A 16149-nucleotide genomic window follows, 5' to 3' on the forward strand; every position below is an offset into this window, starting at 1 on the left:
TTATTTTGAGTTAACAAAAGCCTGTTTGTTTTTAGCAAAGTAGTCCCAGCCTGAAATAACCGTAAAAACCACTGAGATCCAAAGCATTACGCTAGCAAATGGAATGGAAACCCATTCAAAAGGCAAGTTATACAACAGAATAGCTGAAATAGCTAAAATTTGAGTCCATGTTTTAATTTTACCTAACATATTTGCTGCTACAACTTCCCCTTCCCCTGCTAGTACAAGTCTTAAACCAGTGATAGCAAATTCCCGGCTAATAATGATGATAGCAGCCCATCCTGCACCTGCAATTAAATCTAAGTCAACAATAGCTACAAGCGCAGCTGAAACCAATAGCTTGTCTGCTAGTGGATCTAAAAATTTGCCCAAGTTCGTGACTAAATCGTACTTTCGAGCATAGTATCCGTCTATCCAGTCTGTTGTAGATGCAATAATAAATAATGCTGCCCCTAATAGGTGAGCGATCGGAATCTCTTTTCCTGCCGCCTCTACTGTGCCAAATGGTAGCGGCACCATCATAAAAATGAGGAATACGGGAATTAGAAAAATCCGCGAAATGGTAATCTTGTTTGGTAAATTCATTTCTTCTGCCTCCAATTACTGTTACAAAATGAAAGCGTGCAAACGAAGTTGTTTGCACGGCTTTGGTTTTATTATAGCGTGAATGAGTGATTAATTCACATATTATCTTTATTTACACCCTGATCACTTTTTAAAACAGGGTGTTTACTGTGCTTCTGCCGGCTGATATTGAATCGTTACAACTTGTCGAACTTGCTTGGATGAATCAAACGGCAAGTCAACCGCTTTTCCATTTACTTTTAACTCTACCCCAGGTGAATAACCGATGTTGACGCGAGCTTCAGTTTCTTTCGTCAAATCAAATTCTTTTGTTTCACCTTTTTTTAGAATGGAGCTAAAGAAAGCATTTCCTTTTCCATTTTTCACATCTAACCAAGTATCTGCTTGAGTGGATGTTACTTCTAGATTAAATGCATCTGCACCGGAAAGAGCATACGTAGCACTTCTGCCTGTTTTTTGAACTTCCTTGTATTCTTGTTTACCGCTGTCTTTCTTTTCTTTCTCAGCTTTTTCTTTTGCGGCTTTTTCTTTTGCGGCTTTTTCTTTTTCAGCTTTTTCTTTTTCTTGTTCTTTCTTATCAGCAGCACTTTGTTCATCTTCTGAGTTGCTATTGTCATTTTTTGCAGTAGTTTCATTCGTTTCTTCCTGCGTGTTAGACTGCTGAACTTCGCTGTTTGGAGCTTCTTGGTTAGCCTGCTCCTTGTTTTTATCCGAGACGATATTTTGAGCGATTACCCAAATGATAATCCCAACAACTACAACTCCCGCCACCACTAGAACAGTTGGAAGGTAGTCATATGCTTTTGAAACTCCTTTTGTATGCTGAGGAATTTCTTTGCGGCTGCGAACGCGCGAAAGCTGCTGCGGCATGTCTTCTGTTTGAGTTGAAGGAATGTCTGATTTGTATTCTTCAAAAATAGCATCTGTGTCCAACCCAATTGCTTCGCAGTATTGCTTAATAAACGCTCGTACGTAAAATTTCCCAGGCATAACCTCATAATTGCCTTCTTCAATGCCAAGTAAATAGCGTTTTTGAATTTTCGTTAGTTTTTGTAAATCTTCTAACGACAATCCTTTGCTTTCTCGTTCTTGTCTTAACCTTTGTCCTAACTCTGTCAATGCTAACACCTACCAATTATGCTAAAAATCAAACATCGATAATCCACCGTCTTGAAACATTTGAGGACCTTCCATTATTTCATATGTAATTTTCTCATTGGGGTCGTTTCTTATTTCAATAATGTAGGCAAAATCATCTAACGAATACTCGGTATTTTGTACAAATACATCCGGATGCTCCACAATTTTTGTCGCGGGTACATTCATTACTTCTCGTACAAGCTGCCAGTGCTTTTCATTCGCTCGTTTTGTCGATACAATCCCGTCAATAATAAAAATATTATCGGCGTTGTATTCGTCAGCAATAAGCTGACTGCGAATCGTTTGTTTTAAGAGTGTAGAAGACACAAAAAGCCACCTTTTGTTCGCACATACGCTAGCTGCTACAATGGATTCGGTTTTGCCTACTCGCGGCATACCTCGAATGCCGATAAGCTTATGACCGTCTTGTTTAAACAGTTCCGCCATAAAATCTACGAGCAAACCTAATTCATCTCTTACGAAACGGAACGTCTTTTTATCATCTGCGTCCCGCTGAATATAGCGGCCGTGACGCACTGCTAACTTATCACGCAATTTAGGCGGTCTCATTTTTGTCACAATGATATTATCCATTGTTTTCAAAATAGATTCAAGCCTGTCTATTTGCTCATGTGAATCACAGCGCAGCAATAATCCGCGGCGAATATCATCCACTCCATTAATTGTGACAATATTAATTGACAACATTCCAAGAAGCGATGAAATATCACCTAAAAGACCCGGACGATTTTTTTGTATTTGATATTCTAAATACCACTCAATTTTCTCCATCAAACCCCTCCCATTTCTTGGCTGGCCTTCGAGAGGTGCCCCCTTTTTTTCACCTAGTTTAACTATAAATGATTTCCATTCTATTATAAACCCTAAAGACAAGTAGTTCTACATTTGTTATGTATGTAAGCGCTTATTTATTTGTACTATTTATTTCTAAGAAAAAAGGAGCTCTCACACGCTGTGAATTAGCTCCTTTTTAGAAACGATAACTTATTTTACTGATCCGTTATTTTGAACTAATTTCACCATGCTGCTCGCAATCGCATGCTGCTCTTCTTTAGAAGCAACGCTCCAAAGGTCTGCTAAAATTCGCTCTTGATCATTTTTTGCATCAACTTGGTTTGCTAAATATCCACCAATTTGATAAGCAAGATCATGAATAACTTCTTCTTGCATTCCTTCGTTTTGCGCATGATGTAAACGGTCGCCTAAAAAATCTTTCCAGCTATCCCAATTTTCTAATACTGACATGAGTAGCCCTCCTTAAGGTTTATTCATATCATAGTTTGTACCTTGTTTTTGATTTTATGCACACTTTATATGTACCAGCCGCCATTAACCGATAATATTTGTCCCGTTATGTAGGAAGCTCGTGAAGATATTAAATATGAAACCGCCTCTGCCACTTCTTTTGGATATCCTATTCTTCCTAAAGGGATCTCTTCAGCCAGCTCTTTGACCTCTTCTTTTGAATAGCTGGCCATCATATCCGTTTCAATCGCTCCGGGCGCAACTCCATTTACTCGAACCCCACTTAGTGCAACCTCTTTCGCCAAAGCTTTTACAAATGTATTTTGCGCACCTTTTACCATTGAATAAAGGACTTCAAATGAAGCTCCTGTAAGTCCCCAAATGGAAGAAATTATGATGATTTGTCCGCTTTTAGCACTAATCATTTTAGGTAATAAAGCTTTGGTAATAACAAAGGGAGCCGTGATGTGAAGATAGATCATTTCTTCAGTTTCTTTTGCCGGAGTATCTGTCATTAACCCGCTAACGCTTCGTCCGCTGTTATGAATAATAACTTCTACCGGAACAATAATTTCCTCTAAAAACTTCTCCACTCCCTCTTTACATGATAAATCCGCTTGTACCGTAAACACGGTTTTTACCTTTTCAGCAAGCTCATGTGCAAGCGCCTCTATTCTGTCTCTTCGTTGATGGTAATGCAAAATAAGCGAATATCCATCCTCAGCCAATTGCTTAGCAATCGCTGTGCCAATTCCTCCGCTTGCACCTGTCACAAGGGCAAATTTCTCCATAACCTTCTCTCCTTTACATGCAAAAAAGCTGATGAACATCAGCTTTTTTGGCAACAATCATCTTTATTTAGGTACTACTTCACAAACCGTAAAGTTCTTTTCATCAATAATCTCGTTTAGCACATCTTTTATTTCGTTCACCTTCAGTTTTTCCAGCGTTTCAACAATATCAAATAAATTCATATCATTAAATGCATAGCGTGTAAACTGATTAGCGATAAACTCAGGTGAGTTTAATGAACGTAAAAATCCGCCAATTTTCTTTTTACGGATACGCTCAAGCTCCTCTTCTGTTAGTGATTTTGTTTTCATTTCAAGTAAAATTTGTTTAACTCGATCATACAGCTGCTCCGGTTGGTCCGTATCTCCTCCGATAAGAGCAAAACCAAATCCTCTTTCCTCCGTATAATCATAAGCAAATGTTTCATCAATGAGCCCGTCTGCATATAATTCCTCATAGTACGAAGAGCTTTTTCCAAATGCGTAATCTAAAATAATATTCATTGCTAACTCATATTTAAGCATTTCTCCACCTGAACGCTGCGGATTTTTCGCTTTTAGACCCACCATACATTTAGAAGACTGCACCGGCATTTTTAGTACTTGTTTTTCTTGATCCACCGTTTCAGGCTCTTCGTCAAAATGACGCTGTATGTCAGAGATTTCTTTATAATCTTTTTTCTGCTGATTGTCTCGGACTTGCTTCATTACTTTTTCTGCATCAACAGGACCTACAATGAACAACAGCATGTTGCTTGGATGGTAGAACGTTTCATAGCATGTATACAGCAAATCTTTATTAATATGTGAAATCGATTCGATTGTGCCGGCAATATCAATTTTAACAGGGTGGTTTTTGTACATATTTTGAATGGTGCCAAAATACAAGCGCCAGTCCGGATTGTCGTCATACATTGTAATTTCTTGACCGATAATGCCTTTTTCTTTTTCGACCGTTTTTTCTGAGAAGTACGGCTCTTGTACAAAGTCCACTAATGTTTCAAGGTTTTCTTCAAAATTTGACGTACAGCTGAATAAGTAAGCTGTGCGGGTAAAAGAAGTAAATGCATTGGCCGAAGCGCCTTGTTTACTAAACTGCTGAAAGACATCCCCGTCTTCTTTTTCAAATAATTTATGCTCTAAAAAGTGTGCGATTCCGTCCGGAACTTTTGTCATTTCATTTTCATTTAGCGGTACGAATTGATTGTCAATCGATCCGTAGTTCGTTGTAAAGGTAGCAAACGTTTTGTTAAACTCTGGCTTTGGCAAAATATATACCTGTAGCCCGTTATCCATTTTTTCATGATACAGCTGTTCCTGAAGCTGCGAAAATTCAATTTTCTCCATTTTCTTCACCGCCCGTTCCTTTTAAGAAATAAATTGTATCCATTTCAATTTTCTCAGCCACTTTAATAATTTCCTGCTTAGATACCGCATCAATATGCTTTAAGTATTCGTCAATTGAAATGTCTTTGCCTGTTAATTCATTATGATACATAACCTCTACTAGTCCTCGTGGAGTATCCACCGTTTCAAGCAGCTGATTGTGAATGACGGCTTTTGTTTGAGCGATTTCGCCGTCTGTGAACGACCCTTGCTTCATCTCCTGCATTTGTTCTTTAATAATGGTCACGGCTTGGTCGTAATTTTTAGCATCAATACCCGACATGACCATCAGTAACCCCTTATGACTTTCTACCCTTGAAGCGGCATAATAGGCTAAGCTTGCTTTTTCACGCACATTGATAAATAGCTTAGAATGTGAGAAACCTCCGAATATACCGTTAAATACTTGCAGAGCAAAATACTGTCTATCTCCGTATACAACATTTGTGCGGTAGCCAATATTTAATTTCCCTTGTTTTACTTCTTGTTTTTCCACTACTTCATTTACTTTTGAGATATCTTTAGACGTAATAGAATCTTCAATGTCTTTTTGCTCGCGCTTTGGTAACGTAAATGTTTCTTTTACTGTTTGTAAAACCTCTTCGACTTGCAAATCTCCAATAGCATAAAGGTGAATGGCATCTTCTTTTAACACCTGCTGATAATAGGCGTACAAACTTTCACCTGTAATTTCTTCCACGTCGTCAATTTGACCGTTTACATGTAAAGAGTAAGGTTCTTCTTTACACATTTCTTCGACTAGTCTTAAATTAGCATAGCGCATTTTATCATCAAATACGGCTTGAATTCTCTGACGAAGCGAACGCTTTTCTTTTGTCATAATATCCTTTAAAAAAGAGTCCCCTTCAACTGCTGGCTTTAATAAAATATCGCCAAGAAGCGCTAACGCTTTTTGCAAAAGCGGAGTTGAATCTTTCAAATATTTTTCATTCGCTATATCAATGCGAATCGTAATATCGTGGTTATCACCTTTTTTTGTTAAGTCTACTTGTAAAGTAGCACCATAAAGCTCATCTAAATATGTACGAAGCTTTGTCGTAGACGGCAGCGACTCGGTAGCGCTTTGAAGCACATAAGGTAAAAGGGCACGCATTGTCACCGTTTTCTTATCTAAAGGGGCATTTAGTTTTAAAATGAACGTGTTTGTTTTGTACTTAGCTGTTTGAATGGTATGAACAGTCAATCCTTCTAGTTCATGTTTTTGTTCAGTCAATAATTTCATATATAAACCTCCTTTTAAATTTTGATGTATTAACTAGACAATACTTCTATTTTGAATCTTTAACGCTAATTTTAGTCTTATAACCACTATATCGAATTCAAGGAAACATTTTCAAGTAACTTGCCGCGCGCTTCCTCATTTCTTTTCATATTCTTTCTCTCAATGAAAAAAAGGCGGAGAAAAGAATATGATTTCTTTGTCTCCACCTTCTATATTTATCCAACTTTAGTCATTGTTAGACCTCGTATAGAGGATTTATTAGCGGCGGCCTTTTTCATAAGGAACGCCTAGCGCTTTAGGAGCCTCAGCACGTCCTACAAAACCAGTGAGTGCTAAAATTGTTAATACGTACGGTGCAATGGTTAAAAGGACGGATGGAATATCTTGAATAACCGGAATCTGAGCTCCCGTGATACTCAAGGACTGTGCTAATCCGAAAAACATGGCTGCACCTAAAGCACCAATAGGATGCCATTTTCCAAAAATCATAGCTGCAATAGCAAGGAACCCTTGTCCAGCAATCGTTCCCGCTGCAAAGTTTGTAGCGATAGACGTAGCATACACCGCTCCGCCGATTCCAGCGAACATGCCGGAAATCATAACGCCAACGTAACGCATTCTCACAACTTTGATCCCCATCGTGTCTGCTGCCATTGGATGTTCACCAACTGAACGAAGACGAAGACCAAACGGCGTTTTATAAATGATGTACCATACAGCAAAAGCTAGCGCAATTGCAATATAAGACGTAATAGGAACATTCGAAAACAGAATTTTGCCGATTACTGGAATGTCTGATAGACCTGGAATACTTACTTTATCGATACGGAATTGGATAAAATCTGTTTGTCCTTTTCCAAAAATCTTTTTGATTAAAAAGATTGAAAGACCCGCAGCTAGAAAATTCAGCGCTACCCCACTTACAGTTTGATCTGCTTTTAATGTAATACTTGCAACAGCATGAATCAGCGAAAACACAGCGCAAACAACAGCCGCAATTACTATCGCTACCCACGGGGCCCAAGCACCTAATGAATCCTGAAGTAAAAGGGTTGAAACAATACCTGTGAACGCGCCAAACATCATCAGCCCTTCTAACCCGATGTTCACGACCCCGGAACGTTCACTAAATATCCCTCCGAGCGCAGTAAAGATAAGCGGTGCAGCTGAATAAAGCGCCGCTGGAATAATAATGGCTAACACCTCTAAGAAGTTCATTTTGCTCCCCCCTTGCCTGCACGGCCAAGCACCCAGCGAATTAAATAACTAGATGCAACAAAAAAGATAATAAGCGCAATGACAATTTGAATTAATTCAGACGGTACCCCTGTCATAAAGTTCATTTGAGGAGCCGCCGTTTGCAATCCTCCGAAAAAGAATGAAGCTAATAAAATTCCAATTGCGCTGTTAGCTCCTAACAGGGCTACGGCGATACCGTCAAACCCCGTACCCGTAAATGCAGTGAATGTGCCCATATACTGAAATGTTCCAAGCCCTTCCATTGCCCCGGCAAGCCCGGCAAAAGCCCCTGAAATCGCCATGGATAACACAATGTTTCGGCCTACATCCATTCCTGCATACTGTGAAGCATGTTGATTAAAACCAACAGCTCTTAGCTCGAAGCCCTTAGCTGTTTTATTCAAAATAAACCACATTACGACGGCTGCAGCGATGGTAATAAGAATGCCGTAATGAAGGCGGGAGTTATTGGTTAACTGCGCTAAAAAGCTTGATGCTAAAGATGCCGATTCTTTAATATCATACGATTTTTCATTACCCGCATATAAATACGTACGGATTAAGCTGCTCGTTGTATAAAGGGCAATATAATTCATCATTATGGAAACAATTACTTCATGAACATGAAATTTTGCCTTTAAAAACCCTGGAATAAACGCCCAAACTGCTCCAGCTGCAGCTGCTGCTAATACAGCTAAAGGAATATGAATAACCGCTGGTAAATCAAACGCATACCCAACCCATACTGAAGCCAACCAGCCAACTAAAAGCTGTCCTTCTACTCCAATGTTAAAGAGACCGGTTTTATAAGCAAACGCAACCGCGATACCAGCCAGAGCAAGAGGAGTCATGGCACGAATCGTTTCTCCAATGGCTTTTGGCGTTCCAAACATCCCGTCAAAAAGAGATTGATAGCCAAGCATTGGATCATAGCCGCCTAGCAACATAATAACCGCTCCGGCAATGAGTCCTAATATGGCCGATACAACAGGGATCAAAATCATCATTACACGTTCATTTTTCACAAGTTTATTCATGCTGTTCCACCCGCTTTCTCACGCGTACCGCCTGCCATTAATAAGCCTAACTCTTGTTCATTCGTTTCTTTTGGATCTACAATGTCGACTATTTTTCCTTCATAAATAACCGCAATGCGATCGCTTAAATTTATTACTTCATCGAGTTCTAGCGAAACGAGCAACACTGCTCGTCCTTTATCTCGTTCTTCAATCAGCTTTTTATGAATAAATTCAATGGCTCCTACGTCGAGCCCCCTCGTTGGCTGAGCTGCAATTAATAGTTCCGGACTGCGGTCTACTTCACGGGCAATAATGGCTTTTTGCTGATTCCCCCCCGATAGCGATCGCGCTTGTGTATATTCACTAGGCGTTCGCACATCATATTCTGCAATTAGTTCTTTTGCCTTTTTATACATCTCTTTATAATTTAAAATACCTGATTTAGACATCGGCTTTTGATAATACGTTTGAAGACCAATATTTTCACCTATTGTATAATCTAATACCAGTCCGTGCTTATGACGATCCTGCGGAATATGTCCTATTCCTGACTCCGTAATTTTACGAGTGGATAACGTAGACAATTCTTGATTTTTTAATGTGATCGAGCCCGACTTTATTTTTCTCAGACCCGTAATTGCCTCAATCAGCTCTGTTTGACCATTACCATCTACACCCGCGATGCCTACAATTTCGCCTGCCCGAACGCTTAGATTAAGTGAACTTACAGCCTCTACTCCTCTGCTGTCTTCTACTACTAATTCTTTTATTGTTAACACAGCTTCTTTTGGAGTCGCTGTTTTCTTTTCAGTTTTAAAATGCACTTCTCTTCCTACCATTAAAGCAGCAAGTTCATCAGGGTTGGTCTCTTGCACATTTACCGTGCCAACCCCGACGCCTTTTCGGATAATTGTACAGCGGTCACACACTGACATAATTTCTTTTAATTTATGCGTAATTAAAATAATCGACTTTCCTTCTTGAATTAACTTTTTCATAATTTGAATTAATTCCGTAATTTCCTGAGGTGTTAAGGCGGCAGTAGGTTCATCAAAAATAAGAATGTCAGCTCCTCTGTAAAGCGTCTTTAAAATTTCCACTCGCTGCTGCATGCCAACTGAGATATCTTGAATCTTCGCATATGGATCTACCGATAATCCATATTGATTTGAAAGCTCTTGAATATCTTGAGCTGCTTTTTTAATATTAATTTTGCCCGTTCGCGTCGGTTCGTTTCCAAGAATAATATTTTCTGTTACTGTAAAGTTTTGAACGAGCATAAAATGCTGATGAACCATCCCAATTCCTAAGTCATTCGCTACGTTAGGATCCGTGATTTTGACTTCTTGGCCGTTTACACGAATCTGCCCTTTTTCAGGCTGATAAAGTCCAAATAAAACGTTCATCAGCGTTGACTTACCCGCACCATTTTCTCCTAACAGAGCATGAATTTCTCCCTTTTTCACTTGGAGTGTAATATTGTCATTAGCGACAATACCAGGAAACTCTTTGCGAATATCTAGCATTTCAATAACATATTCCACTGCTTTCACTCCCTATTCCTGCCTGCTACAGGATTCTGTCTTCGGTTTTTTGGCTATAAAAAAGGCTAGTTTTCACTAGCCTTTTATACTCATATAATCATTGCTTAACAGACGTCAGCTTATTTTTTAAGCGTTTTTTCAAACTCTTTAAATTCTTTATCCGTTTGAGGCACTGTAATGTCACCGTCTAGAATTTTTTGCTTATACTCATCAACTGCTTTTAACGCATCTTTGCTTACATTATCTTGTGATGGAGCGATTCCTACTCCGTCTTCTTTTAAGCCAAACACAACTTCTTTACCACCTGGGAATTTGTCGTCCATTGCTTTTTTAGCAACATCTTCTACAGCCAAGTCAACGCGTTTAACCATCGAAGTTAACGTTACGTTTTCAGGCATACCTTCTTCATGCTGATCGCGGTCAACTCCAATTACCCAAACTTTTTTGTCTTTCCCGCCTTTTGAACGGTTTTTAGCTTCTGTAAATACGCCGTTTCCAGTACCGCCAGCCGCTTGATAAATAATATCAGCGCCTTTGCTGTAAATCGTAGAAGCAATAGCCGAACCTTTTTCTGGAGAGTTAAAACTTTCTGCGTATTGAGAGATAACTTCAGCATCTGGGTTTACAGATTTAACACCTGCTTTAAATCCGTTTTCAAACTTCTTGATTAATGGAGATTCAACGCCTCCGATAAAGCCGATTTTGTTCGTTTTTGTTTGTTTAGCTGCCACTACCCCTACTAAGAAGGAGCCTTGCTCTTCTTTAAATAGAATGCTTGCCACGTTATCTAAGTTCTCTGACTTTAGCGTATCGTCTACTAATGCAAAGTTAGCATCAGGATACTGCTTTGCTGCTTTTTTAATATCTTCTTTTAATAAAAAGCCAATTCCATACGTCAAGTTATAGCCACTCTCAGCAAATTTAGAAAGATTGCTCTCGTATTCAGATGCTTTTGTAGACTGCAAATACTTATATCCAGTTCCTTCATCAAGTCCGTTATCTTTCCCGAACTTTGTCAGACCTTCCCAAGCAGATTGGTTAAACGATTTATCATCTACCCCGCCCGTATCTGTTACCATTCCCACTTTAAAATCCGCCGCTTTTTTATCTCCGCCGCTTTTACCTGCGTCGTCTGAGCCACACGCGCTTAAAAGTGTTCCTGCCGCTAATACTAGTGATAATGCAAGTCCCGTTTTACGTTTTAACATGTTTTAACCCCCTGAATAGTTTTAAAAGTATAAAGCCAATTTTCTATTTCGTCCTTGTGACCTACATTTGACACCTCCTTAAAAGGACAATGTTAAACAGTTGTAAATTTTCTGACATTTAAACACAAAAAAACTAGACGCGTTTACGCAGTACTTGGAAACTAAATTGATCTGCTTTGAAATAATTGATGGAATATAAAATGGGTTCATCATACTGGTCATAATGCATTTGTTTCAGTACAAGCAAAGCGGTTTCTGGTTCGCATTGTAAAATAGGAGAAACTTTTTCATGATAGCCTAGAGGCTCAATGTTTGCCACGGCGTAAGAAATGTGCTTTCCTGCTTGTTTTTCAAGAATTTCTAGCAAAGACTCTTGTTTATATTCAAAATTTTCAGGCAATATTTTTTGAGGAACCTTGTCCATGCAATATACAACCGGCTCTCCGTTTGCCGTTCTCACCCGTTCAACAAATAAAATCTGTTCATCTTCCCCGCAAGCAAAACGTGTTAAATCATTTTCAGACAACTCTTGTATTTGAGAAGATAAGAAGATTGTTCCAGCCTTCATACCGGCTTGTTCAATCATATGTGTTATACTATTTAATTGCTCAATCCCTGACAAAAAAGTAGGCTTCGTGTTGACAAATGTTCCCACACCGTGTCTGCGAACAATAATATTCTCTTCTTCTAATATGCGAAGTGCCTCACGTAGCGTTGCGCGGCTAACCCCTAGCTGCTTTGATAAATCAAACTCTGAAGGGAGTCTTTCCTTTTCTTTAAAAATTCCTTTTTCTATATTTTGTTTAATTTTATCAATCACTTGTAAATACAAGTGCCGATTATCCGCACGTATAGACATCACTCTTCCTCCATATTAAAAAGTCATCAGACCTCTGATGTTCGACTACTTAATCGAAAATAATATATCATTTTTCGACAGATAAATAAATAGGTTATATTAATTTTTTATTAAAATTTTTATTATTTTTTTAAAAAAATGAATTTTTGTTATTTTTTTAATGTCAGCATACCTAACAACCTGCTTTTCTTCTAATATTAGATAAAAACCAAACATTTTAGTCATTAAATTTTTTAATATTCGTTTTTATTTCATTTATTTAGCATGACATATTTTTGTATGATACTATTCTTCCTCTCTTTCGTTTCATAAAAAAGATGACTTGCACATATGCAAGTCATCTTTTTTATGAAACTTATTAAGATCCAACATCCTCATTTTGCTGAGAAATCAGCACGGAACGCGGCTTACTTCCTTCATAAGGCCCCACCACTCCACGCTCTTCCATTGCATCGATCAAGCGTGCAGCCCGGTTATAGCCAATTCGAAAGCGTCGCTGCAGCATAGAAACAGAAGCTGTTTGCATTTCTGCTACAAGCTGTACCGCTTCATCATATAACTCATCTGCAAAATCATCAACTTGTTCAGGAGCATCGGTTGGAATCATTTCTTCTTGATACTGCGCTTTTTGCTGTGCAATTACAAAATCAACAATTTCTTCTACTTCTTCATCTGATAAAAAGGCACCTTGCACACGCACAGGTTTTGAAGCTCCAACAGGCATGAACAGCATATCTCCTCTTCCTAGAAGCTTTTCAGCTCCTCCCATATCTAAGATCGTACGAGAGTCAGTTTGTGAAGATACACTAAAAGCGATTCGGGAAGGAATGTTAGCTTTAATAACTCCCGTAATAACATCTACTGATGGTCGCTGTGTAGCAATAATTAAATGAATGCCGGCAGCACGAGCCATTTGAGCAAGACGTGTGATCGAATCTTCGACGTCAGACGAAGCAACCATCATCAAGTCAGCCAACTCATCGACAATCACCACAATATAAGGAAGAGTCGGCTGTTTTGCATCGGCGTCTCCATCGTCATTCATACGTTTTACTAAATCGTTATATCCTTCAATGTTTCTCGTTCCGCTGTGTGAAAACAGCTCATAACGTCGCTCCATTTCATTTACAACTTTCTTTAAGGCTTGAGAAGCTTTTTTCGGATCCGTTACAACAGGAGCCAATAAATGTGGAATACCATTGTACATATTGAGCTCAACCATTTTAGGGTCAATCATCATTAATTTTACTTCATGAGGCTTTGTCCTCATTAAAATACTAATAATAATACCGTTGATACACACACTTTTTCCGCTTCCTGTTGCCCCTGCTACAAGCATATGAGGCATTTTATTAAGCTCTGCTAGCACAGCTTCGCCTGAAATATCTCTTCCTAAACCAACTAATAGCTTTTTATCCGGTCGGTTATTTTCAGTTGCTTCAAGTACTTCTCTAAGTGAAACCATCGCTACTTCTTCGTTCGGCACTTCAATTCCTACCGCTGATTTCCCGGGAATTGGAGCTTCAATCCGGATATCTTTGGCAGCTAATGCAAGTGCTAGATCATCACTTAAATTGACAATCTTACTTACTTTTACTCCTACATCAGGATATACTTCATATTTTGTAACAGCTGGTCCAAGGTGAACTTTTGCCACTTTTGCTTTTACGCCGAAACTTTGAAACGTTTTTTCAAGTTTTTCGGCATTTTTATAAATGTTTTTATGCTCTTTTGCCTGGTTGCTTTTCTTTGGCATCGTTAATAGCTTGATAGGAGGAAGCTCATACTCTTTATTTTCCGTTTCAGTAAATGTAATCATAGGAGCTTTTTCTTCTTCCTTTTCCTTTTGTGGCCTTGGCTGTTGCGGTGCAGCAGCTACAGGCTTCGATTCCATAACCGGCGGCACCGGAGCTATAGGAGCAGCAGGAGGTTGACTAGACTCTTCCTCTCCGTAGTCAAAGTGTTCAATAATTGGAGGCGAAGGTGCTTCTACTTCTATGTCCATGCTTTCTTCAGGTTCTTGAACAGCTTTTTCTTGGCGTCTCTTTTTTGTTGTTTTAGGGGCTTTTTTCTTTTTATGTTTCCACGTCTGAATATCTTGCCAGCCTTCTTTTAACTCCGTTGTTAAAAAATTCACTAGAGGTGACAAAAGTTTTAATACCGTTTCGTGAAGCGAACGTCCGGTAATAAGCAGTACCCCAATCACAATAAGCAAGGCAGCGATAAGTTCTGTTCCTAAGCTATCAAATAGATAGTAGAACATGGCAAACATAATAGCTCCTATCATCCCTCCGCCTAAATCGCTGTGATTTGATTGACCCGTTGCTTCGAGCATATACAAATCCCACGTGTTCATAATGACAGACGGATCTGTAAACGTTCCATTTTTTGATAAATTTTCAAATAACGTAACATGACTAAACAGTAAAATAGATAAAATAATGAGATATGTACCGATAAGTTGCCGCGTCACTAAAGGAGGCATTTCCCTTTTCCAAATAATATAAACAGATAGAATAGCCATTCCGATTAAACACAGCATATACCATTCGCCAATAAATAAGCGGACCACTAGTACAAGGGCCTGTCCTACAGCACCAAGTCCTGCCATGGCAATTAACGTTAATGCTAATAAAAGTAAGCCAATAAGCTCAAAGCGCAATATGCGTTTCCATTCATCCTTTTTTATTTGACCTCTTCGTTTTTTCTTTGCCATTTTTCCACTCCAATCAACGTCCAACACTCTATGTTGATTTTGTTTCTTTTATCAGTTGAATAAAAAAGCAGCCAATACAGCGGCTGCCTTCTTCGTCATATTCATTATACCATATTCACCATAATTATACTGAAATCCTTACGACAAAATTTGACCAGGATAATAATTTTCATTCAAATAATCTTGAGGATTCGTGCTTAAAATCCTCACAATTTGCTGTTGCTTTTGTTCATTTTCTTCAACAATAACCGGGATTCCATTATGGTTAATAAGCTTTGGCTGAGATTGTTCTTGTTGATAAGACTGCTGAAAGATTAGTTCTTGCGGCATCATTGTATACAAAATCATTGCAGCAGCTGCTCCTCATTCTGACGTCCTTGCTCAATCAGTTCATTCAACTTTTTGATTGCTTGAGCAACTCCGCCAACTTCGTTAATTAACCCGTATGAAACAGCATCTCCACCAACTACATTTGTCCCGATATCACGCGTTAAATTCCCTTTTGAAAACATAAGTTCTTTAAACTTTTCTTCTGAAATATGAGAGTGTTCTCTCACAAAGTTAATCACGCGCTCTTGCATTTTATCTAAGTATTCAAATGTTTGCGGTACACCAATAACAAGACCTGTTAAGCGAATAGGGTGAATGGTCATGGTCGCTGTACCGGCAATATACGAATAATCAGTTGAAACCGCAATTGGAACACCGATTGAATGTCCGCCTCCTAACACAATCGACACAGAAGGCTTGGATAACGAAGCAATCATTTCAGCAATTGCAAGACCCGCTTCTACATCTCCACCTACTGTATTCAAAATAATAAGCAATCCTTCAATTTTTGGATTTTGTTCGATCGCCACAATTTGCGGGATGACATGCTCATATTTTGTCGTTTTGTTTTGAGGAGGCAGCTGCATGTGCCCTTCGATTTGTCCTACAATCGTTAAACAGTGAATATTAGAATCCTGAGGAAGCTGAGCCACGTTGGTCTGTCCTAGTTGTTGAATTTTATCTAATATTCCGCCCTTGCTTTCTTCATTTTTATTAGGCTGCTGAGGCGCTTCATCAGAATGTAATCTTTCGTTATTTTCAAACATATTCTAGCTCCTTTCACTTATTGATAGTAGTAGTATGAACTTCTCATAGTTATTAC

15 protein-coding genes are annotated in these 16149 nt (G+C 38.8%); all 15 read right to left on the reverse strand.

All coding sequences use genetic code 11. The features are described from left to right. Positions 1-585 (reverse strand): CDP-diacylglycerol--glycerol-3-phosphate 3-phosphatidyltransferase, encoded by a 585-nt coding sequence (gene pgsA / locus ACFX4W_RS04155; RefSeq protein WP_043976546.1) that lies wholly within the window; start codon positions 583-585, stop codon positions 1-3. 144 nt (positions 586-729) lie between these two features. Further along, a complete protein-coding gene (locus ACFX4W_RS04160) occupies positions 730-1713 on the reverse strand; it encodes a helix-turn-helix domain-containing protein (protein ID WP_241771330.1) in 984 nt (327 codons plus the stop codon). Positions 1714-1725: 12 nt separating this feature from the next. Next, positions 1726-2517 carry a DUF3388 domain-containing protein gene (locus ACFX4W_RS04165; protein ID WP_013058808.1) on the reverse strand — a complete coding sequence of 264 codons (792 nt, stop codon included), beginning with the start codon at positions 2515-2517 and terminating at the stop codon, positions 1726-1728. 213 nt (positions 2518-2730) lie between these two features. Beyond that, positions 2731-2991, reverse strand: a complete 261-nt coding sequence (locus ACFX4W_RS04170) for a DUF3243 domain-containing protein (protein WP_013058809.1) — start codon at positions 2989-2991, stop codon at positions 2731-2733. Between the two features lie 65 nt (positions 2992-3056). After that, positions 3057-3782, reverse strand: coding sequence for an elongation factor P 5-aminopentanone reductase (ymfI, locus tag ACFX4W_RS04175; RefSeq protein ID WP_162214894.1), 726 nt, complete (start codon positions 3780-3782; stop codon positions 3057-3059). A 63-nt stretch (positions 3783-3845) separates the two neighbouring features. Continuing rightward, a complete protein-coding gene (gene yfmH, locus ACFX4W_RS04180) occupies positions 3846-5129 on the reverse strand; it encodes an EF-P 5-aminopentanol modification-associated protein YfmH (RefSeq protein WP_025750276.1) in 1284 nt (427 codons plus the stop codon). Beyond that, positions 5116-6411, reverse strand: coding sequence for an EF-P 5-aminopentanol modification-associated protein YfmF (yfmF, locus tag ACFX4W_RS04185; protein ID WP_043976538.1), 1296 nt, complete (start codon positions 6409-6411; stop codon positions 5116-5118). The genes yfmH and yfmF overlap by 14 nt, the downstream gene beginning before the upstream one ends. Positions 6412-6669: 258 nt before the next feature. After that, complete coding sequence (locus ACFX4W_RS04190) at positions 6670-7629, reverse strand: ABC transporter permease (protein WP_013084750.1); 960 nt, start codon at positions 7627-7629, stop codon at positions 6670-6672. Then, a complete protein-coding gene (locus ACFX4W_RS04195; RefSeq protein ID WP_043976536.1) occupies positions 7626-8687 on the reverse strand; it encodes an ABC transporter permease in 1062 nt (353 codons plus the stop codon). Before ACFX4W_RS04195 ends, ACFX4W_RS04190 begins: the two co-directional genes overlap by 4 nt. Next, positions 8684-10213: an ABC transporter ATP-binding protein gene (locus ACFX4W_RS04200; protein WP_043976534.1), complete on the reverse strand. Its 1530-nt coding sequence runs from the start codon at positions 10211-10213 to the stop codon at positions 8684-8686. The genes ACFX4W_RS04195 and ACFX4W_RS04200 overlap by 4 nt, the downstream gene beginning before the upstream one ends. 119 nt (positions 10214-10332) lie before the next feature. Continuing rightward, positions 10333-11421 (reverse strand): BMP family lipoprotein, encoded by a 1089-nt coding sequence (locus tag ACFX4W_RS04205; RefSeq protein WP_013058816.1) that lies wholly within the window; start codon positions 11419-11421, stop codon positions 10333-10335. Between the two features lie 133 nt (positions 11422-11554). Then, on the reverse strand, positions 11555-12280 hold the full coding sequence (locus ACFX4W_RS04210; protein WP_028411389.1) for a GntR family transcriptional regulator: 726 nt from the start codon (positions 12278-12280) through the stop codon (positions 11555-11557). Between the two features lie 358 nt (positions 12281-12638). Beyond that, positions 12639-14996 (reverse strand): FtsK/SpoIIIE family DNA translocase, encoded by a 2358-nt coding sequence (locus ACFX4W_RS04215; protein WP_043976532.1) that lies wholly within the window; start codon positions 14994-14996, stop codon positions 12639-12641. A gap of 138 nt (positions 14997-15134) precedes the next feature. After that, positions 15135-15344, reverse strand: a complete 210-nt coding sequence (locus ACFX4W_RS04220; RefSeq protein WP_043976531.1) for a YlzJ-like family protein — start codon at positions 15342-15344, stop codon at positions 15135-15137. Then, the gene (locus ACFX4W_RS04225) at positions 15341-16093 is read right to left on the reverse strand and encodes a ClpP family protease (protein WP_013058820.1); all 753 of its coding nucleotides are present in this window, start codon (positions 16091-16093) and stop codon (positions 15341-15343) included. Before ACFX4W_RS04225 ends, ACFX4W_RS04220 begins: the two co-directional genes overlap by 4 nt. Positions 16094-16149: the final 56 nt, after the last annotated feature.

Origin of the sequence: Priestia sp. YIM B13489 (assembly GCF_042787645.1) — a bacterium.
Classification (GTDB): Bacteria; Bacillota; Bacilli; order Bacillales; family Bacillaceae_H; genus Priestia; species Priestia megaterium.